This is a genomic window from Desulforhopalus glucosivorans, assembly GCF_054397165.1.
In genome coordinates, this window is the sequence record NZ_AP044854.1 from 3,484,765 (window position 1) to 3,509,943 (window position 25,179).

Sequence of the window (25,179 nt, forward strand, 5' to 3'; positions counted from 1 at the left end):
GGTAGCATTAAACAGGATTTTTTTCAAAAATCTCTTTTAGTTACTAACACTTTTTTTTCCATGCCCCTATAATTGGTTTCATAAATGTTAACTCCCTTTGGGTAGCATCCATTAACAATCAATTTGGAGAAGAAATTGTTCAAGAAATTACAAACCATCAAATTTACGACAAAACTGTTTATAGCGGTTGTCTTTATCTCTGTCACTTCCATTCTCATAACCTCAGGAAATGGTGTACGAATGTCAAACCAGGGGCTTTACGCCCTCGGTGAAGCTGCAATAGAAGATACCCATAAAGCTGTAATGAATTCTTTTAGCATGTATACAAATTCATCACGTAAAAAACTGATGGGAGACCTTCAACTTTTCAAAGGAGAATTAAGGACCAAAGGTGGGATTATGCTCGACGACGGTAATATGATCGAGCAAAAACTAACTAACCAAATCACAAAAGACACCATCTCTAAAAAAATCCCTCAACTTCAAGTCGGCATCAGCTACCTCAATAACAATTATGACCTAGTAGACAAGATTGAACAAATAGGTGGTTCCTCAGCCACAATTTTCCAACTGGTGGATGATAAACTCCTGAGAATAGCCACAACTGTTAAAACCCTTGAAGGTAAACGAGCGACAGGAACCTATATTCCCTCTGACAGCCCCGTCTACAAATCACTTTTAAGCGGAGAAGTCTTTAATGGAAGGGCCTTTGTTGTCAAGGAATGGCAACTCACAACCTATGCACCATTACGCGACATTGATGACAATGTAGTTGGCGCGCTTTTCGTTGGCCAGCCAATGTTAAGTGATGAATTACAACACTTCATTTCAGAGACTAAAATAGGCCCTGGATATTTTTTCTTATACAAACCAAATGGTGACATCCTTAGTCACCCAACAATGACAAAGAACCTCTTTGAAGAGGTTCCCGATTTTAAAGAACACAAAGAGGGCTTTCTCGACTACAAGCTGGATGGCATCCCCAAGGCAGCGTATATACAATATCTTGAGGAATTCGATGCGTTCTTAGGCGTAGGCCTTGAGCGTAAGGACCTCATCGCAGGCCTTGATGTTAAAATGCTCACAAACAACCTTCTCGTAGGGCTAGTGGTTGTTGGAGCGGGTGTCATACTCACCTTCTTCCTCGTTCGATCAATCAACAAGCCGCTACGGGAGCTTGCCGAAAAGAGCACTCTTGTGGGAGAGGGAGATTATACCATTACCTTTTCTTCAAATACCGACGATGCCATTGGACAGCTTACCAATGCTCTTGGGCAAATGACCATGAGGGCAAAAGAGATGCTCGAAGATATTGTTCACTCATCCAAGGCGTTGGGAGATGCATCTGATGGCCTTGATGACATATCCACCCATATGCTCGAGAACGCCGATTCCACCACCAGCATTTCTGATCAAGCAGCTAAAAATGCCGCTGAGGTTTCAGATAATATGAACTCCGTTTCAGCCGCCATGGAGCAATCCACAGTCAATCTTGACACGATTGCTTCAGCCTCTGAAGAGATGGGCAACACCATCCAGGAAATTGCAGAAAACTCTGCCAGAGCCAGAGTCACCACAGAAAATGCAGTTGTCAGTGCACAAAAATCCCACGCAGGTGTGATGGACCTTGGAGAAGCAGCAAAGTCAATAGGCACTGTCACCGAAACTATTACAGAAATTTCTGAGCAGACAAACCTTCTTGCCCTTAATGCCACCATTGAGGCTGCAAGAGCAGGAGAAGCTGGAAAAGGCTTTGCCGTAGTCGCCAATGAGATAAAAGATCTTGCTCGGGAAACTGCATCTGCCACTGGTAAGATAAAACTGGCCATTGACGAAATTCAGAACCAGACCGGTGAAACAGTCAAAGACATTGAATCGATCACCGCTGTTATCTCAGAGGTCAATGAAATTGTGACAACAATTGTTACAGCTGTGGAAGAACAGTCGATCACCACCTCTGAAATTGTTGCCAATGTAAACCAGGCATCAACTGGAATAGCCGAAATTAATGAAAATGTTGCCAGTAGCAGCCAGATGACCAATCTGCTCTCAGAGGGTGTCGACCAGGTTAAAGACACCTCCATTGCAGTTAAAAACAGCAGCCTCCAGGTCAGGGATTCTGCAGCAGACCTGAAAGAGCTCTCCAATAAGCTGACAGCTCTCATCTCTCAGTTCAAGATTTAACCTCCACAATCCTCCGGCCCACATCCACTGGCCGGAGGATTGCCCACCTCTCCCGAATCATTTGCTTATTGCTGTGCTTTATGATAGCAATATAAGGTGTAATAATAATATATTATACGTGTCCCCCTGTTTGATACTCACCACTGGATGAATAGAGTTTTTTGTCAGGTCATATTTTATCTATCCTCCTGAATCTTACATATATCAGGTTGAGATACTGTGAGCCTATTCATTGCATAACAACGCAATGAATCCCTAGAACATGAACCCTTAAGCTACAACATACTCCCATGACAAAAGAACAGTACGACTTCATAGTTATTGGCTCAGGTCCTGCAGGTATGGCGGCTGCAATGACTGCTGCAAAATCAAAAAAGAAAGTCCTCGTTCTCGAAAAAGAAGGATCTCTTGGTGGTGTTTGTGTCAATACAGGGACCTTCCCCAGCAAAACCCTTCGGGAAGCAGTGCTCCATCTCACAGGACATCTGAAACGAAAAGTTTTCGAAGAAGACTACTGTTCAACACAGGATGCCGAGATATCCATGGAGAGACTCAAGCAACGCCTCCATGATGTTCGGCAACAGGAGCACTCTATAATTAATGCAAAGCTTCAACGTAATGGCATTGAAATAATCCGGGGAAATGCCTCATTTGTTGATCCTCATACATTACAGATCAGACAGGTCGCAACCGATACAACCATTGAGGTGTATGGGGAGAAGATATTCATAGCCACCGGGTCACAACCCAGGAATCCACCGGAGATTCCATTTGACCATGAAAGTATAGTCGACTCCACCTCGATTCTTAGTATGAAGAACATACCAAAATCCCTCATCATTCTTGGTGGCGGAGTTATTGGTTCAGAATATGCCACTATTTTTGCTGCACTCGGAGTAAAAGTCACTCTATTTGACAGGGGAGAGCGTTTACTGAAATTCCTCGATCAGGAAATTAGTGAACAACTGCAGAAAAACTTTCCTAAGGGTAATGTCGAGTATATTAGCAACTGTGGAGACTTCACTGTTGAAAAAACGGAAAATAGCGCAAAGGTCACCCTGGCGGATGGCCTCAGCTATAGTGCTGAATGCCTCTTTTTTGCCCTTGGCCGTGAAGCCAACACAGCTAGTCTGAACATTGAGAATGCCAGGATAAAACTGAACCAATATCACTACATTGAAGTGAATGATCTCTACCAGACCTCGTCCAGTCATATTTATGGGGTTGGTGATGTTATTGGTTGGCCCAGTCTTGCAGCAACTTCAATTGTTCAGGGGCGTCTTGCGGCACTGAATGCATTAAAAAGTCGTGTTGAATCCTTCCCAACTATATTTCCCTTTGGTATATATACCATTCCCGAAATTTCTTATGTCGGCATAACCGAAGAAGAGGCCAGACAACTCGATTATAAAATTGTTATTGGCAAGTGTATGTACCATGAGCTGCCCCGGGGCCAGATTTCCGGAGAATCAGAGGGGATGCTAAAAATGATTGTCCATAAGGACACCCGCGAGATTCTGGGGGTGCATATTCTTGGGGGAGGTGCCACTGAGATTATCCATATTGCCCAGATGGCACTGTTTCATAATGACAAAATCGATATATTTATAGACAATATATTTAACTACCCAACATATAGTGAAGCCCTGAAAATCGCAGCTCTTTCTGCATCAAACCAGATTTAGCAGACCAAAGTACAGGCAGGATATTTCCATGATTTTACTAAGGGCCCATCTTGCCTGCATGCTGATTGTCTGTATCTGGTCCGGCTGGATTACTATCTCCAGGTATGGCGTTCACTCAAGCTTGCAGCCCGCAGATATTACACTGCTCCGTTATTTAACTGCACTTATCTTTGTTTCACCCCTTATCCTGAGACACAACTGGTCCAAATTCACCATTCCCCAGTATCTTCTCGTGGGTCTCGGCATCGGTTTTCCCTATACCATGGCGAGCTTCTATGGACTTCAGGAGCTAAAAGCGGCCCATGCTGGTGTTCTCGTCAACGGGATGCTGCCAATTTTTGGGGCAATCGCAGCATGGTTTGTACTCTCACAGAGTGTCTCCCGGATGCGATATATTGCAATTTTCATCATCTTTTTCGCCAACTTTGTTATGGCGGGAGGAGATACCTTTTCCCTTACCCATATCGGCGGCATCCTCCTACTCCTTTCGGCAGCCATTTTTTACACCGTGCACATGGTCTGCCTCAAATTGTGGCACTTTGACTGGAAGGACGTTCTCGTAACAGTGCCTGTTGTCAATGTAGCCCTCTTTATTCCGCTCTGGTTTGTCTTTCCAACGAATCTATTTGAAGCTGACATGGTCGATATTCTCAGCCAATCCTTTTACCAGGGAATTCTTGTAAATATTTTTGCCCTGATGTGCTCCACCTTTGCCATCCGACATTTAGGTACAATTACTGTATCTATCTATATGTCGGTTGTACCGGTGACGACTGCTCTACTTGCATGGATCATCTTAGGAGAAACACTTAACAACTTTGAATTAGCTGGTATCACCGGTTGCTCAATCGGACTATTTATCTATAGCCGAAGCCAATTTCTGGAATCAAAACACCACTCACTCCGCTAAATATGGCAAACAATACAACTGCAGGGCAAATGTTCCGTAAAAGAGCAACTTTACAAAAGAGTATTTAGTACACATCATAAAGCAACTTGGATTATTCACCCCGGTCAACAATTCAATAAGCCGGGATACGTGCCTTGATGGTACAATTAAGTTCACAACCTCAACTCGAGTTTCGGATTTTTTTTGTATTTGATATATGTAATTCAGGATTAAGGCACTAACATACACAAACAATTTGGGTCCTGGGCACTCTACACAGTTTGCACCCATCACAAATAAAGAGGAGTTCTATCCATGTCGAGTAGTTTTGGAAACCTGTTTCGAGTTACAACGTTTGGTGAATCACATTGTAAGGCAGTAGGTGTTGTTGTAGATGGCTGCCCTCCTGGCCTTAGCCTTACCGAAGAAGATATTCAGCCACAACTCTCAAGAAGACGCCCTGGCCAGAGCGCTCTCTCAACCGATAGACAGGAAGCTGATCAAGTTATCATACTCTCCGGCACTGAAAACGGCAAAACCCTGGGAACGCCTATCGGACTGCAGGTTGCCAATAAAGACCAACGCCCAAAAGACTATGGCGATATGAGCAATATCCCAAGGCCCTCGCACGCTGATTTTACCTATCAGATGAAATATGGGATCAGGGCTTCTTCCGGCGGCGGAAGGTCCAGTGCCCGGGAAACCATCGGCTCCGTTGCCTCTGGTGCCATTGCAGCTAAGGTGCTTAAAGAAAAGTATGGTGTAGAAATCGTTGGCTGGGTCAGTAGTGTTGGCCAAATTGAGTCCCAGGGAATTGATGTGAGCAGCTTAACTAGAGAAATCGTTGACCAGACAATCATACGCTGTCCTGACACAGCGGCTGCAGAGAAGATGGAAACTCTTGTGGCAGAGTTAAAAGAGGCTGGTGATTCCGTGGGTGGTGTTGTCTCCTGCGTTATCCGCAACTGCCCCATCGGTGTTGGAGAACCCACCTTTGAAAAGCTTGAAGCCAAATTGGCCCAGGCAATGCTTGCCATTCCCGCAACCAAGGCCTTTGAAATAGGCTCAGGTTTTGAAGGTACTACGCAAAAAGGCTCCGAACATAACGATCCATTTACCATTAAAGATGGTAAAATTGGTACACTCACGAACAACTCCGGTGGGATTCAGGGCGGTATCTCAAATGGTGAAGATATCACTCTCCGAATTGGCTTCAAGCCTCCTGCAACCATATCGCTCCCTCAGGAAACTGTTGATTTTGCAGGGATGAATGCAACTCTTGAGGCAAAGGGCAGACACGACCCTTGTGTTGTCCCACGGGCTATTCCCATCGTTGAAAGCATGGCTGCCCTTGTCATACTAGATCTGGTCATGCGCCAAGAATCACGAAAAGCTCTTACATACTAAACAGATAGGGCGGTCTTACAACAGACCGCCCTGGTATTTTCATTACTGATAGTCTACAAATATATTTTACTTGTATCTCCGCTCTAAAAACGCTATTTTCTGTGGTTCTGCGTTATTTTAGTACTTTGCTCCTGAACTTCTGTGCTACAACATAAGAAACTCAGGACACTATTTAAAATCGTGCAGTTGATTTTTTCCAATACCACTTATCCCGGCTTGATTGCTCATGTTCCCGGGTTAGGTGTATTGTTGTTTGTGCATTAGAAATTCATTCTACGTTTTTTTTGTGTTTCACTTTTTATTGATGAATTTCGTGTAGGTACATACCCCTGCTATAGTCTTAATGTAGCAGGGTTATATTGTTATAGACTCAATTATTGCCATTGAATGCTTTAGTACAAATATTCTTGCGCGATTTTTGAAGATTATCATTTTTTGACGGACCCATGTTATGACACCGAAACGGCCCATGCTCAGCTGGTATCTTGATCGTTTTTCTCCACCAGAAGGCCTTCTCCTACTTATACTCAGCGTTATAGTGGGTGCTACCACCGGGGTCGCCTCCGTATTTTTTGTTAAACTTATTTTTGCCATACAGGATATCGCCTACGGCTCACTGTCATCCGCGGTCCCTTTCCTCGGCAAATGGATTTATCTGGTCGTTCCTGTTCTTGGTGGCCTACTTGTCGGTCCCCTCATTCTTATGGCCCAGGAAGCAAAGGGCCATGGTGTCCCTGAGGTTATGCAGGCACTTATCCTCCGTGGTGGTCGCATACGAGCCCGCGTAGCAGTTGCCAAGATTGCCGCATCAGCCATCTGTATCGGAACCGGAGGATCAGCTGGCCGTGAAGGCCCAATTATTCAGGTTGGCTCGGCCCTTGGTTCGTCCATCGGGCAGGTACTTCGCTTATCTGACGAACGTATCCGAAACCTTGTCGCCTGTGGAGCTGCTGCCGGAATCGCTGCAACATTTAACGCACCGATCGCGGGTGTGGCCTTTGCCATAGAGGTTTTGATGTGCGGTCTGCAAATGCGAGCTTTTGGTAACGTGGTCATTGCCGCAGTATCCGCCTCAGTTGTCAGCCGCTCAATTATCGGCGACAAATTTGCTTTTCAGGTTCCAGCCTACTCCATGTCCAGTCCCTATGAGATTATTCTTTATCTCATACTTGGCCTAACTGCCGCTGTTGTGGGAATCATGTTTATGAAGATGCTGAATTATTCTGAAGACATCTTTGATAACTGGAAATTTCCTCAGCTATATAAGCCCGCCATTGGAGGAGTACTTCTTGGTATCCTCGGTATGGCATATATGAATTTGCCAAACCTGAGCTTTCCCCCAGGTTCCGGAGCCCATGGGGCTGGCCTAGATACCCCAATTCCACACATGTATGGCTCGGGCTTCCCATTTATTGAAGCTGCTATTCAAGGAAATGCAGCTCTCTGGATACTAATAGCACTTATCTTTATCAAACCAATTGCCACCTCCATGACCCTTGGTTCCGGAAACTCCGGTGGTGTTTTTGCCCCATCCCTTTTCACAGGCGCTATGCTGGGTGGGGCCATGGGACATCTGTTTGGTTACTTTTTCCCATCAATCAGCGGCAATGAAGGTGCTTTTGCTCTTGTGGGTATGGCAGCCCTCTTCTCAGCCACTGCTCGGGCACCACTGACTGCCATGCTTATCGTCTTTGAGATGAGTAATGACTACTTCATGATTCTACCACTTATGGTGGCAGGAGTTACAGCAAGCTACTTCTCACAATGGCTGCACCCTGAATCCATCTACACCATGAAACTTGCAAAACGTGGTGTTCGCTTCTCAGAAGGTCGCGATATGGACATCATGCAGGGAGTAAAGGTGAGCGAAGTGATGAAGTCTAAGCCTGTAACTATTCATAAAAACAGTTCATTTTCAGAACTAATGGCGCTGTTCCAGGAAAATAATCTACTTGGATTTCCTGTTTTAGCCGACCATAACAGACTCTGGGGCATTGTCACCCTACAGGACGTTCACCGGGCGCAGTCTAAAGAAAACTTCAGCTCCAAAGGACTGACTGTTGAAGATATCGCAGTTGAAGATGCAATAACCGTCTATCCCGATGAACCAATTTACGTGGCGATCCAGAAGATGTCTCCCAGGGATCTCGCACGTTTGCCTGTTATTTCAAGGGATGGCTCCAACACCCTTTGCGGCCTTATCAGCAGAAGCGACATTTTAAGAGCCTATGATGTTGGTATTGTTCGAAAACAACGCGGACAAATTGTTGAACACCAGGTTGAACTGCGTAAGTCAAAAGAAAATGGATACGTGGAGTTTGTCCTCAAAAATGAAGACACCTGCAATGATGCCCTGGTAAAAGATCTATCACTGCCTAACACCATTAATATGGTTTCTATTAAGCGTGGAGACCAGATGATCATCCCAAGGGGAACAACCACCCTAATGACTGGAGATGTCATCACGGTCTACGGTCGGCTCAAAGATATTGAAGGTATTAAGGATATCCTTAACACCTGTACTCTAAAGACCTCTCAACCCCAATAGGGTTCAGTAGTCAATCCCACCCTGGCGCCATTGTACATAATGGAGTCAGGGACTGGTAAGTGAATACATATGCTTTTTAGAACCTACCTCTCCCTTGTGTTCACTATGTTTCTCTGGGGTGGAACCTTTATCGCGGGCAGATTGCTCGGTGAAACAGTACATCCTGTGGACTCTGCATTTTTGCGTTTTTTTATCGCTTCACTCGCTCTCATACCTGTTGTTATATACACGGAGAACAAGATTCCAATACCGCCCGTTAAGTGCATATTGCCCTTGTTTCTGTTGGGATTATCCGGTGTATTTGGCTACAATGTGTGTTTTTTCTATGGCCTTCAACATATTACAGCGGGTCGTGCAGCACTGATCATCGCTTTAAACCCCCTTGCCATAACTATGTTTGCTGCATTTTTCCTCGGTGAGCGTCTCACGATATTAAAGTCCTGCGGAGTACTCACCTGCCTGACTGGCGCCATTGTAGTCATTAGTAATGGCCACCCCAGCGCTCTTTTTACTGGAGGTTTTGGACCAGGCGAAAAAGCCCTTCTTGGTTGCGTACTTTGTTGGACTACTTACTCACTCATCGGCCGACAGGTTCTTAAAACCATGAGTCCCCTCGCCTCTGTATGCTATTCATCCATTATTGGAACATTACTTCTGGCAATCCCCGCTTTTCAGCAGGGACTACTGAGCGATCTTACCAATATCACTCTACCTGGCTGGCTCAGTCTCTTATTCTTGGGCGTTGGAGGAACAGCAATAGGCTTCTCCCTCTACTACCATGCCATACGAAAAATTGGGGCCGCCCGGACAGGAATTTTTATCAATCTGGTACCTGTCTTTTCTGTTCTTCTATCATGGCTCATTCTTAATGAGGCTGTAAAACCCATCGTCATCACAGGAGGCATACTCATCCTGACAGGTGTATGGCTTACCAACTACAGCCCCGCACATCAGAAGCTGTAGTTTTTCTTACTCAACAAGACGTCATAAACTCACAGGTTATTAACCTCTCTAGTTTTATGACTGGCAACGAGCCTTCAGGTTATGATCATTACGAACTTTCTGTAACTTAGCCTTTGCACTAACCATTATTTTTTCAGCATCTTCCGTACTCCTAACCTTTGCATCCTGCTTAATCAATTCAGGAAAAAGCAGGCGCGCTTTCTCAGGCTGCTGCCGATCCGCCTCTGTAAGAACCTCAAGCCAAAGGCCAGCGAGCGCGAAATCTTTGTTCTTTGACTGACTGCTCGACCTTGCATACCCTAGTGCAACCTCATGCTTACATTCTGCAAGGGCTACAAGTCCACTATAGGCATCATCACCCAATTGTATTTTCAAGTTCGCTTCTTTAGCCGCTTTTTCTTTGGCTTTCTGAGCATTATCAGCCTGGGCTCCTGCAATGCCACCGGTCACCGCCCCTGTACTTGCTGCCCATACCGCACCTCTAGCCGCAGCCTCGCCTACATCGCCCCCAAAAACCAGTGCAGAAACAATTCCTCCAACAGCACCTGCAGCGCCACCAACGGCCGCCCCTTTTCCTGCGCCCTGCATTGATTTCTGTGAACACCCGCTGAAAATCATCACACTAATCAATACAAGTCCACAAACACCACTCTTCCAATAGTTTTTCATACTCTGCACCCTTATAGCTATTTTTTGTTTTATCGAGCCTTGATCCTCTTTTCACTTAGACAAAGATACTCACATGTTTACATCAGGCAATAGTTATCATTTAGATTCTGTACATTGAGCAAACGACTCCATCTGTAAGATAACAAACGTGCCTTTTTCATTTGCAATCTCCCGTTTAATTCACATATGCTTTATATTAACCAATAGCAGTACGTCCATTCCCTGAACAGGTCCCTTAACTATGCGTATACTACTCCTTGAAGATTCACCCTCTGTACAACTGCTTACCAAAAAGCGCCTTGAAAAAGAGGGCTTTGAAGTTGATGCTGTTGATAACGGCCACCAGGGTTTCCAATTGGCTGCAGGAAAAAGCTATGATGTCATTGTCAGCGACATCCAAATGCCACACTGGGACGGATTTAAATTTCTTGAGGCCATGCAGGTTATTTGCCCCAACCTGCCAATCATCACTGTCTCCTCAACTGAAGGAAATCCAGACGTCACCAAACGACTGGAAGCCCATAGTAATGTTGTAGCAGCACTTCCCAAGCCCCTTGATTTTAAGATTCTATTTGAACTTCTTGGAAAAGTCCAAATTCAAGGATTTCAAGGGGTAAAAAAGAAAGCACGTATTGTATGTACCATTGGTCCTGCCAGCAATAGCCCCAAAGTGCTCGAACAGATGATTATTGCCGGTATGGATGTGGCGCGCCTCAACTTTTCCCATGGTAGTCATGAACAACACGAGGCCACTCTTACAACAATTCGTGAGGCAGAAAAAGTATGGCACAAACCAATTGCTGTGCTGCAGGACCTTTGTGGACCAAAAATTCGTACAGGGAAGATGGAAAACGATCAGATCATCCTCACAACCGGAGATCAGATTATCATCCAGAAGGACGACATACTTGGGACCAGTGAGCGGATATCCACAATAACCCCTGAAATAATAGCTGATCTTAAACAGGGAGACCCGATTCTTCTTGATGACGGCCTTTTTGAGCTCAAAGTCATAGAAGAAGGAACTGATGAGGTGACCTGTGAAGTGATTATCGGAGGTGTTCTTAAATCCTCTAAGGGCATTAATCTTCCAGGGACCGCATTATCTCTTCCAAGCGTTACTGAAAAAGATTGGGCTGATCTTGACTGGGCTCTTGAACACTCTGTTGATTATGTGGCCCTTTCCTTTGTCAGAACGGCAGATGAAATTACCAGTATCAAAAACTATATCAAGACATCAGGAAAGCGTGAATTACGGGTTATTGCCAAAATTGAAAAACCCGAAGCAGTCAAAAATATAAAAGACATTATAGAGGTCTCTGATGGCATCATGATCGCCCGGGGTGACATGGGAGTAGAACTTCCTGCACCAAGAGTTCCAAGGATACAGCAGGAGATCATCCGCCTCTGCTGGCAGATGAACACCCCTGTCATCACAGCTACTCAGATGCTCGACTCCATGACCACCAACTCTCGACCTACCCGTGCAGAAGTGACAGATGTGAGTACAGCCATTGGTGAGGGTACTGATGCCGTCATGCTCAGCCAGGAAACCGCTACTGGAATAGATCCTGTAAATGTTGTGCGGACCATGGCAACAATCATTTCAGAAGAAGAACACTACTCTCAAATGGACGCCGAACAACTGGATCTTTTAGTACAGGAAAATCTATCAAACCCTGTTCTCACAGCTGTTGCTGGATTTAAAAACTCAGCTGCAACCCTACTACTTGATGCCACCGGAGAATTGTATCCAGCCCTTTCAAAATGGAGCAGAACAATACCATCCGTACTAGTGACAAAGTCATTACATGTGGCACGCCATGCCACACTCTATAAAAACATAGTGCCTCTCATAATACGTGAAGATCTGGACCGTGACCAGACAGTTTTTCGAGGATTGGAACTCGCCACAAAGATCGGTTTAGTCAAAGAAAACGATCTTATATCAGTGGTTGAAGGTGCACGGCTGACACAGGGTGGGATTCTTCAAAAAGGAGCTCTGCAAATTATCTCAGTTCCTAAAAATTCCTCCTACTGAGAAGATTGTTTCAAACCACTCTTTGTAAGAGATATTATAGAAAGTGGTCACCAGCGTCTTTTTCTATGTGTTTAAAAACCTCTTAATCAAACACCAGCCCACACTTCTTGAGACCACCAGCAATAAGATCTGCAACATTACTATGTTTTACAAATCTACCTATCAGAATACGGCCACGGCTAGGGAAGTCAGGTTTAAGGGCAAGTAGATCCTGAGCGAAGAGTCGCCCCTCATCAGCCCGACCAAGGTGCCCAAGGGTTGAAGCCTTGAGTAGCGGCTCCCAAAAGATATTTGGGTTTCTAAAAGACAATGTTTCCTGATAGGCCTGCTCAAGGTTTTCTTGTTTGACCCAATTTACCCAAAGTGCGTGATGCACATAATCACCGTAATACGGGTTTCTTTGAATTGATTTTCTGATCAATGTTGTTCCCTGTCCCCAGTCTCCGGATAAGGTCATCACATAGCCAATGGCGTCGAGAAGAACAATGGATTCAGGATACAGTTCATAGGCGAGCCGAGCCTCTTTTTGGGCAGCAACTGTTTCGCCCGTTACGAGCCTGATAAAAGCAAGAATTGTATGTGTAAACTGACTATCAGGAGCAAGTTGAACCCCTTTTTCAGCACAGATAATAGCCTTACGTTTTGCATCACCATGAACAAACCCATTAATTTCAAATGAATATATAATGATATAGAGACGTGCAAGCATTGACCAGACGGTGCTACACAGGGGTTCATTTTTTTTGGCATGCTCCAAACCGTACAGAGCTTGTATAAAGCCTTCTTCAGTTGGAGCTTGCATATATTGAAGAAATCTCAAAATGGCTTCATATGTGTTTAATTGCTCCGGAGCCTTACCTATGGAGTCCTTAAGAATTGTATTGGCAATAACTCCATTTTCACACCCTATCTGGCTTGCAACAATCTGCACTATTTCTTTTTGAAAAGTTACTAACTGGGAAGGGTTAATGCCACAATTGAGACCTTTAGACCAGAGTTGCAGGTTGCTCGAAGTGTCTGTCAAGGTAACAATCACTTTGAGCCCCTCCATGTCGTTAAGAATCTCTCCATCGAGCACAAATCTGGCAACTGTGTCAACTGAGCGTTTAACTCCTTCGTCTCGATGGCCATTTATTATCAGAATATCCCTGATTTTAGTCATCACCATTCTGAGTTCACTGGCAAAACCCGCTCCTAGCCAGTTAAAAGAATTATCCCCTGTTAAGTTTAAAAACGGGCGAATGAGAATTGTGGGCCACGATTCATCAGTGAGCGTACACCTCTCTCTATTCACTCTTGATTCGACAACAGGAGTAGACGGTGAATGCTCTGTAAAAACCGGAACGTAGGTACCTTTTGGGATGTCGATATGCACTGAGTCGTTCTGCCCCGCGACCAGATAATAGCGTTCCAGGGCCCGTCGTAATTTATTCGCCTGTATACTGACAATGGGATCATTTGCCTGATCAAAATCATCTCCCCGGCCAAAGACACAGGTTGCCACTGTGAATCCCTTAATTTCACTACTATATCCCGCAAGAGTCTGTAGTACGACAAAGTCTAAGAATTTTCGTTGACTTTCCGTAGCAGTAAATTCAGAACTAGCCAGTATGCGCTGCAGCTGATTTCGGATAGAGTCGATTGAAAGTTCTTCCGGAGGAAAAAATGGGATCGATGTTTTTGCCTTCGTCATACAATGAAACCGTTTGGCTGATGATATTCGTATAAAAATCTGTCGTTACATCTGCTATCAGAAAATAGTTATCCTAAACTAGGTGTAAAAAAAAACCATATACTATATCAATTCATAATCAAAAGGATAAATAACAGGTAGAGAAAAGAGGTGACCACTATGCATGAGAGTTACTTTACAGTATCGAAGTATTTTCCTGCTTACCGCCCGTTAATTCAGTACCTTTTTCGCAGTAGTTCTGTTTTTCGGGAAACATGTATAGATTATCATAAATGTTTCAAAGCCCTACACTATTGGAGCAAATTGTCTTCTCAGGAAGCACTCCTTCGAAAACAGGAATATTCAACTCTTCTTGATGAGTTAAAACAGGAAATATTACAATGCGTGCGTCTTTTTGACGACGATATAGCTGCCAGCGGTAGAGATAATATAGGAAAACATAAATGATGACACTGTGCTGTACTCTTTAAGAAAATATTTGTCGCAATACCAGATCGTTATGCTGCTGACCATAATGTAGACTAAGGAGAAAAAAATGAAACACTATCGAAAAGTACTCTGTAGTTGCCTGATCATATCTTGTGTTACCGTGGCACCCTGTATTGCTGGAACAATTGTTTATCCAGCCAAGGGACAGAGCCAGGAGCAACAGACGAAAGATGAAGGCGAGTGCCGCCTGTGGGCAACTGAGACAACCGGCGTTGATCCGCTGCAGGTAGCTAAAGCTGCATCTAACCAGAGCGCACCCCAACAGGAACGTAAGGTAATAAAAGGTGCTGCGGGTGGTGCACTCGCGGGTCTCGCTGTGGGAGCAATTGCTGGAGATGCCGGGAAAGGTGCTGCAATTGGAGCAACTGCTGGGGGAATAGGTGGTGGAGTTCGGAAACATCAACAGCAAAAGGCACAACAGAACAGCGCCCAACAAACTCAAGCTCAACAAAAGGCGAATTTGGATCAATATGAAAAAGCCTACCGTGCCTGCATGACTGGCCGGGAGTACAGTATTCAATAATTAATGTAGTGGAGTACAGTCCACTACACTAATGTCCTTAAGAGTTCTTTATCTCTGGGATCATCTGGGTCTGAACACGCCTGTATTTCAAGAATACATTTAAAGGAAACAATGAAAAAGTTACCTGCTACAGTACAACTGCTTACCACAATAGCGCTGTCAGTTTTACTATGTGCTTGTGCACAACAAACAACATTAGATAAGCAACCCATTACGTCCTTATCAAAAGAAATAAAAGAAATCCATGAAGGAATTTTAGAAGGGTATTTATCAAAAGATGAGAGTCCGAACAGTTTGAAATTAGTACCCCCACCACCACAGGAAGGCTCCGCAGCTTTTACCTTAGATCAAGAAATTGCTGCTCACTATGTGGCTTTGAAGGATGAGGCCAGGAAAGAACAGGCCGCTCAGGATGCCATACTTGCGTTTCCCCAAGCTGGTGGTGCTTTTAATGGTATCTTAGATGTTCAAATATCTGAAGAAACCACACCTCACCTGTACATGCTGATTCGCAGGACTCTGGCTGATGCCGGTTTGTCAACGTATGCTGCCAAAAACCATTATCAGCGTAAACGACCATTTATGGTGAACAATACGCCTATCTGCACGCCTGATGATGAAGCGGCTTTACGTAAAGATGGATCGTATCCTTCAGGCCATACTGCTATTGGCTGGGCCTGGGCATTAATTTTAGCTGAGGTATTTCCCGAACAAGCCGATGTGATTTTAGAGCGAGGAAAACAGTTTGGCATAAGCCGCAATGTCTGCAATGTACATTGGCACAGCGATGTCGTCTACGGAAGAATGATGGGGGCAACAACTGTAGCCGTGTTGCACGCAAATACTGATTTCATGGTTGATCTACAAGTAGCAAAAGAAGAGATTATGGCTTTGAAAAAGTAGTAGATACTACAATATGTCAGAACATGAGCCAAAACCACTTCTTTAGGGTCAAGGCTATGTTGTAAAAAACAAGGAGATGCAATGAGAGTATGTGTAAAAACAAAAAAAATCCTGAGAACGACAGTATGTGCTGTTCTTAGCATTCCGTTTTTCATATCGGTTTCACACGGTGAAATGAGGGAAACCAGTATTGGGTCAGTGGAATATATCGGTGGATACCCCACAAAAGAAACAGCACAGAAATATTACGACGAACTCGATCTACAGCGAGCCGTAGAAGTTTATCTATGGGCGCTTCCCATGGCTTCTTACGGTGCCATGGCTGATGCTCACCGCAAGATTGGAGCAGATGATCATACTGTTATCGTGGTTGATAAGGCGGCGGAATCGCAACAACTGGTCCTTACTGCCAACCAGGACACGATTTATATGTCCGGCGTGCTAGACCTCTCAAAAGGCCCAATGGTCATCGATGTTCCCCCGGGTCTGCTTGGCACGATGAACAATATCTGGCAACAACCGCTGGTTGACATTGGCGGACCTTTTTCTCCTGAGCAAAACAAGGGTGGTCGCTTTCTGATTCTACCACCGAGTTATAAGGGTCCTATGCCTTCAATCTCTTATCATATTGCTCAATCGGATACCAACACTGTGATTTTTTACCTCCGGGCGATCCCCCAGTCCCAAGATGATTTGCCGAGACTACAAAAACTGGTTCGCACCTTCCGTCAATACCGTTTGAAAGAAGCTCAAAACCCTCCTGAAATGACATTTATATCAATGACGGGAAAGAAGGCTGATTTTCTCACCCATGAGGGTTTCCAGTTTTTCGAATCGCTTTCTCGCTACATTAACGACAACCCTCCACGTCCTGAGGATATGGCCATGCTTGGAATACTAGAAACACTTGGAATAGCACACGGTCGAGAATTTAATCCTGATAAGCGGATGCGTGGAATTTTAACTGACGCCGCCAAGAAAGGACGCGCCATGGCTGAAGTTATTGCCTGGCATCCACGGGTACCAGAAAAGGATCTTCATCCCTACGATGGCAGTCCATGGAAAAAAATATTTATTTCTGAAGACCCAACTTTTCATACTCCGGATTATTTATCCGTGGATCAACGCTCGCGCTATGGTTTTGAAGCAGTTGGAACCTCTAAATCAATGACCGTCGCAGCTCCTGGCCAGGGATCACAGTATGTTGGTGTCTATCAGGATGATAAGGCCCAGTGGCTTACCGGCGACAACACCTTTAACATCCATCTTCCAAAAGATATCCCAGCAGCAAATTTCTGGTCACTTTCGGTGTATGATAATTTTTCCCGATCACTTATCCAAAATGATCAAGGACGTGCCACTGTCGGTACTGTACACGGAGTGGTTCCAAACGCTGACGGTTCAGTGGACACCTACTATGGGCCTACACTTCCTGATGGTGTACCTGAAGAAAACTGGATTCAGACAAAGCCTGGTGTTGGGTTCTTCGTCTACCTCAGGCTCTATGGACCACTGAAAAGTTTTTTTGATAAAACCTGGCGACCTGGTGATCCTAAGCTTTTACAATAATGGCAATTAAAAAGTAACTGGTGCGAACGTTATGAATACGAAGAAAATGATGTACGGTATGGGCATTATGCTAACGATTTTGTTGCTCACTTCTTTTGCCCATGCAAAAGGGCCGAAATACGCAGCTGATGTTCCAAAATTTCTGCTTACCCCTGACAAGATTGAGACCGCTTTTTTAGGGGAGCTTGAGTTTTTCGATGGTATGCCCAGTGAATCAACGGTTCAAAAAACGTATGATTTCCTCGACCTATCGCGTGGCGTAGAGACCTTTCTCAACGGAATGCCTGCCGTCTCCATATACGCATTTCTTGAAGGACTTAAAGAGGCCGGACTCGAACCTGGCGACCTGGGGATCACAGAAGATTTGGCAGATGCCCGCGGCCTATTACTAACTGCCCAATCAACAACGCCATATGCGTTCGCTGAAATTAATGTAAAAAACGGTCCCATTGTCGTTGAAATCCCTGGACCGGTTCTCGGAGCAGTGAACGACGCTTTTTTCCGTTTTGTAAGTGATGTCGGACTGACCGGCCCTGATAAAGGTAAGGGTGGAAAATATCTCTTTATTGGTCCGGACTACGAGGGGGATATCCCAGAAGGTTATTTTGTTGCACAGTCCAAAACCTACCGCCACTGGATCTTTATGCGCGTTTTTGTCAAAGATGGCGATTTGAAAGCTTCTACAAAAGAACTTAAAGATGGTTTTCGTTGCTATCCTCTAGCCCAGGCAAACAAACCTCCAAAGCAAAATGTCCACAATCTCTCCGGCAAAACGTTCAATACGATCCATGCGAACGATGAGTACTTTTATGATGAACTCAACGCGGTAATCCAATATGAACCTGCGGATGCATTTAATCCAGAGCTTGTTGGACTCTTTGGGGCCATCGGCATTAAAAAGGGAATACCCTTTGAACCGGATGCACGTATGGAGAAAATCTTAAAAGATGCGGCTGCAATTGGTAATGCCACGGCCAGATCAATTGTTTTTAGACCACGTCATAATGAGGCCTATTTCTATCCAGACCGTCAATGGTACACCTCCTTTGCCGGCGGCTATGACTTTATGGACAATGGAGAGTTAGTTTTAAATGATCGCATCATGTTTCATTATGCGGCTACCGGTATTACACCTGCTATGGTCACGCCAAAAGTAGGCACAGGATCAGCGTATGCGTTTACCCCCCATGATGCCAAAAGCAACTATCTCGATGGAGGTAAAACATACAAGGTGACCTTACCTGTCCCGATTCCAGTCAATAACTTCTGGTCATTTATGGTCTACTCCGGTCAACATCGCTCGATGCTCGAGACCGATCAAAAATCCGCCGGACTTGACAGCAACAGTCCATCCATCAAAGCCAACGACGATGGTTCGTATACGGTATGGTTTGCCCCAAAAGCACCAGAAGGTCACGAAGGTAATTGGATACAAACCCTCCCAGGTAAAAGCTACAATGTTTTACTCCGACTTTATGGACCGTTGGAACCGTGGTTCGATAAAAGTTGGAAACCTGGCGATCTTGAGCTTGTGGAGTAACCAGAGCAAAACTTGCGATACTCAGATCAATATTTATTCTTAACGCCGGTTAACATTGAATGCCGGAAAAAATTCTTTACAAACAAAAAGGAGAACCAGCATGAAACAGATTCTTCGTATGCTACTATTGGCACTATTTTTTGCATCATTCTCGAGCAATGTCTGGGCTGACAAGTATTCAGATACAATAAAAATGTTTTCTGATGCGGGTATCGCCGATATGTTTGACACTGCATACGGTTACGCACTTTTCCCAACTATTGGTAAAGGTGGTATCGTCGTGGGGGCAGCATATGGTGAAGGTCGTGTTTATGAACAGAAAAAGTATGTAGGTGATACCAAGATGGGACAGGCGAGTGTTGGCTTCCAGATAGGAGCCTCTGGCTTTAGTCAGGTTATATTTTTTGAAGACAAACGGGCCTTTGAGGAATTCACGGGTGATAGTTTTGAATTTGGTGCAGAGATGAGTGCAGTGGCACTGACGGCTGCCGCACATGCGTCAGGCAAGACTGGAGGTAGTTCGGCCACTGCCAGCGGTGGGAAAAATAATGCTACAGCCAAAGGACCCGGTTATCACAAAGGAATGGCAACTTACACTATCACTAAAGGTGGAGCAATGGTAGAAGCCAGTGTGAGTGGCCAGGCTTTTAATTTCACGAAACGACCAGAGTAAAACATAATCCAACGTTCACTCACTTCAGATTTGGTGAGCTCATCACAGCGCCACTAATCAGCTGATCAGCTGCAATGATTTTTACTTCAACTGATTTAGTGGTCTTTTTGAGAGTTACCACAACAAATGATACAAACACCTGTTTTTCAGACACGAACATGGAGGAAGCAGGTGTTTGCCCACCAAACAATGTGATCAACAATTACACTGTAATATTCTTCACTGTCTTCATATGCTCAGGTGAGCCATTGTTTTTAACGAGCAGAATCTCACTGATGATCGATACCGCAATCTCTTTAGGTTGAATTGTTGCTACGTTAAGGCCCATGGGGGTGTACAGTTTTGCAATTGTCTCTCTTGAAATACCCTGATCCAACAGATAGGTAAGGGTTTTCTTGATTTTTTTGCTGCTGCCAATCATACCAATGTAACCAGCACCTGAGTCTGCCACCGCTGCCAGAGTCATCCTGTCAAGATCATGGGAGTGAGTGGTTATGGTGACAAAGCAGTTGCTGTCAAGTGGGTAGTCTGTAAGCTCTTGTACCGGATCTCCGCAGACAACTTTTACAGCATCTGGAAAGCGGTCTTTTGTGGCGATCCCCTCTCTATCATCAAAAATTTCAATTTGATATCCCTGCAACAGACCAAGCTGGTACAACTCCATCCCTACGTGCCCACCACCAGCTATGATAAGCCTTGGCTGTGCTGAAAACACCTTAATGAAAAAATGAACCTTTCCACCACATGCCATTCCAAGACCACCCTTTTCAGTAAGAGCATGTTCCACCTCTCTGCTCCTGCCCAATCGAATAGACTCCTGAGCCTCTCCTATAACCTTAAGTTCGAGGCTGCCACCGCCAATAGTTCCACACATGGCACCAGAACTATTCACGAGCATTATTGCACCGCACTTAGCAGGCGATGAGCCACTGTTACTGAGCACAGAGATCAGGGCTACAGACTCACCTGCAGCAACACTTTGGGCCAAGGCTTCAACAACTTTTTTTTCCATCGCGTATCACCAGCTCTATTACTTAGAAAAATAGATTCGTTTCATCTTCACACTTCCTGCACACACAGTATAGCCCGGTACAAAGGTCTGTAAGAGCTTTGCATTTTCAATATTATCATCAGACTCCACCTTATTGATATAAACTATCCGCTGCCCCAAGGAGTGAAAAAAAAGGCCCTTTTCCCCGGTGATAATCCTGGAAAGATGATCAAGAGCGATCTCATCCCCAACCGTTGCTCCTGTAAGCAAGCAAAAACAATCAAGACGGTGAACAAGATCTTCGCTTGCGGCCCTTCCAATGATTTGGATATCCACCACACCAATGGTGTGAGTTGTGTATGGGGGAATAACAGGCTCTGTTTCCAACCAGCCTTTCAACGGCTTTCTGGCTGCCCCGTCGGCTTCCAACAGCACAAGATCAAAGTGGTCTGCACTTTTTAAAAGAACATCACCTGCCAAACCTTGCATTTTTACTGGAGACACCTGCCTTCCAGCGACATAAACGCCGGGGGGCACTAGGATTATTTCTGTATACCCCGAACCCGAAAGATCAATATGATCATATTGGACAGGTTCAGGGATGAACATTTTGGTGGTTGTGGAAACTAAGGTCCTTAGACCTAAAGATTTTGCTTCAGCGGCAAGCCTCCACATAAGACTGGTCTTACCACCAGCCCCAACGATACAGGCAACTCCTCCTTTACCTAGCCCAAAGGCATGGATGAAAGAGGAGTTCTGAGAATACATTCTGTCAGCCTTCACCTAAAAGGATTTTTTCTGCACTGACAGGAAGACTGCGACAACGCAGACCGGTTGCATTATAAATTGCCTCGGTAATGGCAGGAGCTGGTGTGTTGCAGACCACCTCTCCTATGGATTTGGCTCCATATGGGCCTGTGGGCTCGTGGCTTTCTTCAAAGGCCACCCTGATCTCTCCGATGTCCTGCCTGGAGGGGATTTTATACTCCATAAAAGAATTGGTGGCCAAACGCCCCTTACCACTAAAGCGCACCTCTTCATAGAGCCCCATGCCTATTCCCATAACAATACCACCTTCCACCTGGATTCGTGCAAGGTTTTCATTGAGTACAGTACCGCAGTCAACCACAGCAACATAATCTGTAACCTTCGCCTCTCCGGTTTCAAGATCAACCTCAACTTCTGCAAAGCCTGCCATAAAAGGTGGTGGAGAAGTTTCCCCACCATAGGTACCTTTGCTCACAAGCTGATCCATCCCTGCAAAGGAGCAGAGGGTGGTGGCAAGATCAGAAAGAGTCATTTTTTTGTTGCCCGGCCCTGTCAAAACTCCGCTATCATACTCAACCTCCTCGGGAGAAAGCTCCAGGAGTCGTGCCGCTGCGTCACACATCTGATCTCTCATCTGTTCTGCTGCGATAACAGCTGCTCTACCTGTGACATAGGTGCCACTTGATGCATAGGCGCCGGGATCATAGGGCAGAGTATCAAGGTCAAAACTTGCAACGATGATCTGATCCATCTCAATCTCAAGCACCTCGGCAGCGATCTGACAAAGCATGGTATCGGAACCCTGGCCCATATCAGATGCGGCATGGCTGAGGGTGAAAAAGCCATCTTCATTGAGCTTAATGGTGACCGAACCTGTATCAATTTTAGAAATACCTGAACCCTGCATGGTCACCGCCATGCCATAGCCACGTTTCTTATTGGGAGCAAGAACTTGAGCTGGATGTTTTTTCTTCCATTCAATCAACTCCATTCCCTTTTCGATGCACTTGTGAAGACTACTACTGGCCAGAAGTGCCGGAGCGCCGGGAACTGAGCCAGATAAGGCTTCATGGCTCTCACCTTCTCTAATAAGGTTTTTCAACCGCAGTTCAGCGGGATCCATGCCAAGCTTTTCTGCCAGCTCATTGACAGCGGATTCAAGGGCAAATGTCCCCTGGGTTGCGCCATAACCACGTAAGGCCCCAGCTGGGGTTTTATTGGTATAGAGAGCATGGCCGTGGTACCTGCACACGTGAGAATAAAGTGGCAACGTCTTTTGGCCAACCACCCAGAAAACAGTGGGGGCATGTTCTCCATACGCCCCAGTATCAGAGAGTGTATGAATATCCACCGCCTTGATATTACCTTCCTTGTCAGCTCCAAGACGAACGGTCAAAATCATTGCATGACGGCTGGTAGTACAACTGAAGGTTTCGCCCCTTGTGTAGACCAGTTGAGCCGGTTTTCCCGTTTTCACCGTGACAATGGCTGGAAATATTTCAACTGAAGCTGTCTGTTTTCCTCCAAACCCTCCACCCACTCTTGGTTTTAGAATTTTAATTTTACTCTTTGGAAGACCTAAGATATGGGAGAGATGACGACGCACATGGTATGGAATCTGAGTACTGGTCATCACCTGCAGACGTCCCTGAACATCATAGGAAGTGGTGGCCCGATAGGTCTCCATCATAGCATGGGCCTGGGCCTGGGTTCGGTAGGTCTCTTCGACTATCACATCACAGCGACTCAGCTCAGCTTCCACATCTCCAAACTCAAGGCTATGACCTGCTGCAACATTACGGCTGGCATCGCAACCCACATCAAAATTTGTGTGTGGCTGGCTTTCATGGACCAGAACGTCATTATCCAGTGCACTCTCAACATCTAAAACCGGAGTACGCAATTCATAGTCCACCTTAATCTTTGCCATGGCCTTTAGAGCAGTTCGCTCATCCACAGCAGCAACGATAGCTACCTCATCGCCAACATAACGAAGGACAGGATCAAGTATCCTCCTGTCATAGGGAGATGGTTCCGGAAATGATTGCCCAGCCAGGGTAAAGGGCGTTTCAGGGACATCCTTATGGGTCAGTACACACTCAACTCCAGCAACTGCCATGGCAGCTCTAGTGTCGATAGCTACAATGCGCGCCGATGCATGGGGACTACGCAGTATTTTAACAACAAGGGCATTGTTGTGAATTGCCAGATCACTGGTATATGCTGGGGTTCCTTTAACAAGGCCCACACCATCGATTTTAGGGATTCTCCTTCCAACGTACTCCATTACTCAACTCCCATATATTTTACTATGGCTCTCATCTGCCCCTTATATCCCGAACACCTGCAAAGATTCCCGGCAAGATAGTGGTTAATCGACTGGACTGTGGGACGTGTAAGCTCCCGCTTCATGGCAAGTACAGTCATGGTAAACCCTGGTGCACAAAAGCCACACTGCTCTGCACCTTCTGCTACGAGAAAATGGGCAAACTCCTCCGCTTCAGAGGCAAGGGCCTCAATGGTGGTGATTTGGTGGTTTTCCATACGAGCAGTAAGCGTTGAGCAGGAGAGGACAGGTGAACCGTCAACCCATATCGTACATAGGCCACAAGACCCAGTATCGCACCCCTCTTTAACACTCAGATATCCATAGCGCCGCAGCGTCTCTGACAAAAACTCACCGGGCTCAAAACTCAAGGTAACTCTATTTTTATTTATCGTTGTATCAAGCTGCATCAGCTACCTCCAAAAGAGCGCGTTCTATTAATACCGGGCAGATTTTCTTCCTATACTCAGCGCTCCCGCGAGGATTATCGCCAAACTGTATGGTCTCAACAGCGATTTTTCCTGCCTCTTTCGCACTCTCCGTAGTAATTCCGTTCTCTGCGAGATAGTGTTCAGCACTATCAACACGGACGGCTCTACTTGGACGACTCCCAACAACAATGCGATAGCCTTCCTCATCCTTTGCAACAGCACAGTTAAGAACCGCATAATCTGTGGCGGATTTTCGTACGCTTGTAAATGCTGCCAGCACGGAATTTTTAGGAAGTATTATTTTTGTGAGAATATCCCGTACCCCCTTGGCTTCAAGATAATCCTTTAAAAAGACCATTCCCTGGCCATGGAATAGGAGCTGGGCATCAAGGGCTAAAAGCGCTGTAATCGGATCGGAAAATGGATACCTGCCAGCAACACTGCCGCCAAGGGTGACACATTTTCTCAACTGAATGCCAACGATATTCTCAACAGATCTTGCCAGCAGTCCACGACCATACCCAGTGATGAGTGGATTTATCTCAAGTTCCCTGAGACTCACCATGGCACCAATCTCAATCCCGTTCTCAGTTTGAGTGATTTCATCAAGACCCAGTTTTGAAAGGTCGATTGCAGTACCTATCTTCCTTGAGCCGAGGCGCAAATATCCACAGCCCCCCAGGACAACACTGCCGGACACTTCGCGAAGTGTGGCCAATGCCTCATCAAGGCTTGATGGGAATATAATATTTTCGATTTCCAGCATAATGAAAAGAGTCCTTTTCTAAAAAACACACGATAAGATATTGAACAAAGCATCAGTAATCAGGCGTAAATACTCTAGGACAGAAAACAGTGAAATGCAAAGAAATAGTCTTTTACAGCGG

The 25,179-nt window shown here is 45.4% G+C and carries 20 protein-coding genes; 13 read left to right on the top strand and 7 right to left on the bottom strand.

Annotation, left to right across the window (positions count from 1 at the left end; translation table 11 throughout):
* The first annotated feature begins 135 nt into the window (after window positions 1–135).
* From ACX6CI_RS15145 to ACX6CI_RS15170, 6 genes are all read left to right on the top strand, one after another.
* Window positions 136–2,184, top strand: a complete 2,049-nt coding sequence (locus ACX6CI_RS15145; RefSeq protein WP_458774484.1) for a methyl-accepting chemotaxis protein — start codon at window positions 136–138, stop codon at window positions 2,182–2,184.
* A gap of 290 nt (window positions 2,185–2,474) precedes the next feature.
* Window positions 2,475–3,869, top strand: coding sequence for a Si-specific NAD(P)(+) transhydrogenase (sthA, locus tag ACX6CI_RS15150; RefSeq protein WP_458774485.1), 1,395 nt, complete (start codon window positions 2,475–2,477; stop codon window positions 3,867–3,869).
* A gap of 28 nt (window positions 3,870–3,897) precedes the next feature.
* A complete protein-coding gene (locus tag ACX6CI_RS15155; protein WP_458774486.1) occupies window positions 3,898–4,779 on the top strand; it encodes a DMT family transporter in 882 nt (293 codons plus the stop codon).
* Between the two features lie 294 nt (window positions 4,780–5,073).
* On the top strand, window positions 5,074–6,165 hold the full coding sequence (gene aroC, locus ACX6CI_RS15160) for a chorismate synthase (protein WP_458774487.1): 1,092 nt from the start codon (window positions 5,074–5,076) through the stop codon (window positions 6,163–6,165).
* A 451-nt stretch (window positions 6,166–6,616) separates the two neighbouring features.
* Window positions 6,617–8,713 carry a chloride channel protein gene (locus ACX6CI_RS15165; protein ID WP_458774488.1) on the top strand — a complete coding sequence of 699 codons (2,097 nt, stop codon included), beginning with the start codon at window positions 6,617–6,619 and terminating at the stop codon, window positions 8,711–8,713.
* Window positions 8,714–8,782: 69 nt separating this feature from the next.
* Complete coding sequence (locus ACX6CI_RS15170) at window positions 8,783–9,676, top strand: DMT family transporter (RefSeq protein WP_458774489.1); 894 nt, start codon at window positions 8,783–8,785, stop codon at window positions 9,674–9,676.
* Between the two features lie 54 nt (window positions 9,677–9,730).
* Here ACX6CI_RS15170 and ACX6CI_RS15175 read toward each other — a convergent pair whose 3' ends face one another.
* Window positions 9,731–10,345 carry a hypothetical protein gene (locus ACX6CI_RS15175; RefSeq protein ID WP_458774490.1) on the bottom strand — a complete coding sequence of 205 codons (615 nt, stop codon included), beginning with the start codon at window positions 10,343–10,345 and terminating at the stop codon, window positions 9,731–9,733.
* A gap of 241 nt (window positions 10,346–10,586) precedes the next feature.
* Between ACX6CI_RS15175 and pyk the strand changes: the two genes are divergently transcribed.
* Window positions 10,587–12,386: a pyruvate kinase gene (gene pyk / locus ACX6CI_RS15180; protein WP_458774491.1), complete on the top strand. Its 1,800-nt coding sequence runs from the start codon at window positions 10,587–10,589 to the stop codon at window positions 12,384–12,386.
* Window positions 12,387–12,468: 82 nt separating this feature from the next.
* Here pyk and ACX6CI_RS15185 read toward each other — a convergent pair whose 3' ends face one another.
* Window positions 12,469–14,079: a hypothetical protein gene (locus ACX6CI_RS15185; protein WP_458774492.1), complete on the bottom strand. Its 1,611-nt coding sequence runs from the start codon at window positions 14,077–14,079 to the stop codon at window positions 12,469–12,471.
* 303 nt (window positions 14,080–14,382) lie between these two features.
* Here ACX6CI_RS15185 and ACX6CI_RS15190 point away from each other — a divergent pair, with 303 nt between their 5' ends.
* The 6 genes from ACX6CI_RS15190 to ACX6CI_RS15215 all read left to right on the top strand — a co-directional run bounded on the left by ACX6CI_RS15190 (window position 14,383) and on the right by ACX6CI_RS15215 (window position 19,776).
* On the top strand, window positions 14,383–14,526 hold the full coding sequence (locus ACX6CI_RS15190; RefSeq protein ID WP_458774493.1) for a hypothetical protein: 144 nt from the start codon (window positions 14,383–14,385) through the stop codon (window positions 14,524–14,526).
* 88 nt (window positions 14,527–14,614) lie between these two features.
* Entirely contained in the window at window positions 14,615–15,091 is a 477-nt protein-coding gene (locus tag ACX6CI_RS15195) for a glycine zipper domain-containing protein (RefSeq protein ID WP_458774494.1), read from the top strand.
* 111 nt (window positions 15,092–15,202) lie between these two features.
* Window positions 15,203–15,994: an acid phosphatase gene (locus ACX6CI_RS15200; RefSeq protein ID WP_458774495.1), complete on the top strand. Its 792-nt coding sequence runs from the start codon at window positions 15,203–15,205 to the stop codon at window positions 15,992–15,994.
* Window positions 15,995–16,075: 81 nt separating this feature from the next.
* Window positions 16,076–17,563 (top strand): DUF1254 domain-containing protein, encoded by a 1,488-nt coding sequence (locus ACX6CI_RS15205; RefSeq protein ID WP_458774496.1) that lies wholly within the window; start codon window positions 16,076–16,078, stop codon window positions 17,561–17,563.
* Window positions 17,564–17,594: 31 nt separating this feature from the next.
* A complete protein-coding gene (locus tag ACX6CI_RS15210) occupies window positions 17,595–19,103 on the top strand; it encodes a DUF1254 domain-containing protein (protein WP_458774497.1) in 1,509 nt (502 codons plus the stop codon).
* A 100-nt stretch (window positions 19,104–19,203) separates the two neighbouring features.
* Entirely contained in the window at window positions 19,204–19,776 is a 573-nt protein-coding gene (locus tag ACX6CI_RS15215; protein WP_458774498.1) for a lipid-binding SYLF domain-containing protein, read from the top strand.
* A gap of 202 nt (window positions 19,777–19,978) precedes the next feature.
* Here ACX6CI_RS15215 and ACX6CI_RS15220 read toward each other — a convergent pair whose 3' ends face one another.
* From ACX6CI_RS15220 to ACX6CI_RS15240, 5 genes are read right to left on the bottom strand one after another with little or no spacing between them, the layout of a single operon-like run.
* Complete coding sequence (locus ACX6CI_RS15220; protein ID WP_458774499.1) at window positions 19,979–20,788, bottom strand: XdhC family protein; 810 nt, start codon at window positions 20,786–20,788, stop codon at window positions 19,979–19,981.
* 18 nt (window positions 20,789–20,806) lie between these two features.
* Window positions 20,807–21,535, bottom strand: a complete 729-nt coding sequence (yqeC, locus tag ACX6CI_RS15225; protein WP_458774500.1) for a selenium cofactor biosynthesis protein YqeC — start codon at window positions 21,533–21,535, stop codon at window positions 20,807–20,809.
* 4 nt (window positions 21,536–21,539) lie between these two features.
* On the bottom strand, window positions 21,540–23,822 hold the full coding sequence (locus tag ACX6CI_RS15230; RefSeq protein WP_458774501.1) for a xanthine dehydrogenase family protein molybdopterin-binding subunit: 2,283 nt from the start codon (window positions 23,820–23,822) through the stop codon (window positions 21,540–21,542).
* Entirely contained in the window at window positions 23,822–24,271 is a 450-nt protein-coding gene (locus tag ACX6CI_RS15235; RefSeq protein ID WP_458774502.1) for a (2Fe-2S)-binding protein, read from the bottom strand. The genes ACX6CI_RS15230 and ACX6CI_RS15235 overlap by 1 nt, the downstream gene beginning before the upstream one ends.
* The gene (locus ACX6CI_RS15240) at window positions 24,261–25,058 is read right to left on the bottom strand and encodes an FAD binding domain-containing protein (RefSeq protein WP_458774503.1); all 798 of its coding nucleotides are present in this window, start codon (window positions 25,056–25,058) and stop codon (window positions 24,261–24,263) included. Before ACX6CI_RS15240 ends, ACX6CI_RS15235 begins: the two co-directional genes overlap by 11 nt.
* Window positions 25,059–25,179 lie beyond the last annotated feature (121 nt).

Bases quoted from the DNA above. Each gene is read 5' to 3' on its own strand.
- sthA (WP_458774485.1), top strand. From the start codon at position 2,475: ATGACAAAAGAACAGTACGACTTCATAGTTATTGGCTCAGGTCCTGCA.
- ACX6CI_RS15155 (WP_458774486.1), top strand. From the start codon at position 3,898: ATGATTTTACTAAGGGCCCATCTTGCCTGCATGCTGATTGTCTGTATC.
- aroC (WP_458774487.1), top strand. From the start codon at position 5,074: ATGTCGAGTAGTTTTGGAAACCTGTTTCGAGTTACAACGTTTGGTGAA.
- ACX6CI_RS15165 (WP_458774488.1), top strand. From the start codon at position 6,617: ATGACACCGAAACGGCCCATGCTCAGCTGGTATCTTGATCGTTTTTCT.
- ACX6CI_RS15170 (WP_458774489.1), top strand. From the start codon at position 8,783: ATGCTTTTTAGAACCTACCTCTCCCTTGTGTTCACTATGTTTCTCTGG.
- ACX6CI_RS15175 (WP_458774490.1), bottom strand. From the start codon at position 10,345: ATGAAAAACTATTGGAAGAGTGGTGTTTGTGGACTTGTATTGATTAGT.
- pyk (WP_458774491.1), top strand. From the start codon at position 10,587: ATGCGTATACTACTCCTTGAAGATTCACCCTCTGTACAACTGCTTACC.
- ACX6CI_RS15185 (WP_458774492.1), bottom strand. From the start codon at position 14,079: ATGACGAAGGCAAAAACATCGATCCCATTTTTTCCTCCGGAAGAACTT.
- ACX6CI_RS15195 (WP_458774494.1), top strand. From the start codon at position 14,615: ATGAAACACTATCGAAAAGTACTCTGTAGTTGCCTGATCATATCTTGT.
- ACX6CI_RS15200 (WP_458774495.1), top strand. From the start codon at position 15,203: ATGAAAAAGTTACCTGCTACAGTACAACTGCTTACCACAATAGCGCTG.
- ACX6CI_RS15205 (WP_458774496.1), top strand. From the start codon at position 16,076: ATGAGAGTATGTGTAAAAACAAAAAAAATCCTGAGAACGACAGTATGT.
- ACX6CI_RS15210 (WP_458774497.1), top strand. From the start codon at position 17,595: ATGAATACGAAGAAAATGATGTACGGTATGGGCATTATGCTAACGATT.
- ACX6CI_RS15215 (WP_458774498.1), top strand. From the start codon at position 19,204: ATGAAACAGATTCTTCGTATGCTACTATTGGCACTATTTTTTGCATCA.
- ACX6CI_RS15220 (WP_458774499.1), bottom strand. From the start codon at position 20,788: ATGGAAAAAAAAGTTGTTGAAGCCTTGGCCCAAAGTGTTGCTGCAGGT.
- yqeC (WP_458774500.1), bottom strand. From the start codon at position 21,535: ATGTATTCTCAGAACTCCTCTTTCATCCATGCCTTTGGGCTAGGTAAA.
- ACX6CI_RS15230 (WP_458774501.1), bottom strand. From the start codon at position 23,822: ATGGAGTACGTTGGAAGGAGAATCCCTAAAATCGATGGTGTGGGCCTT.
- ACX6CI_RS15235 (WP_458774502.1), bottom strand. From the start codon at position 24,271: ATGCAGCTTGATACAACGATAAATAAAAATAGAGTTACCTTGAGTTTT.
- ACX6CI_RS15240 (WP_458774503.1), bottom strand. From the start codon at position 25,058: ATGCTGGAAATCGAAAATATTATATTCCCATCAAGCCTTGATGAGGCA.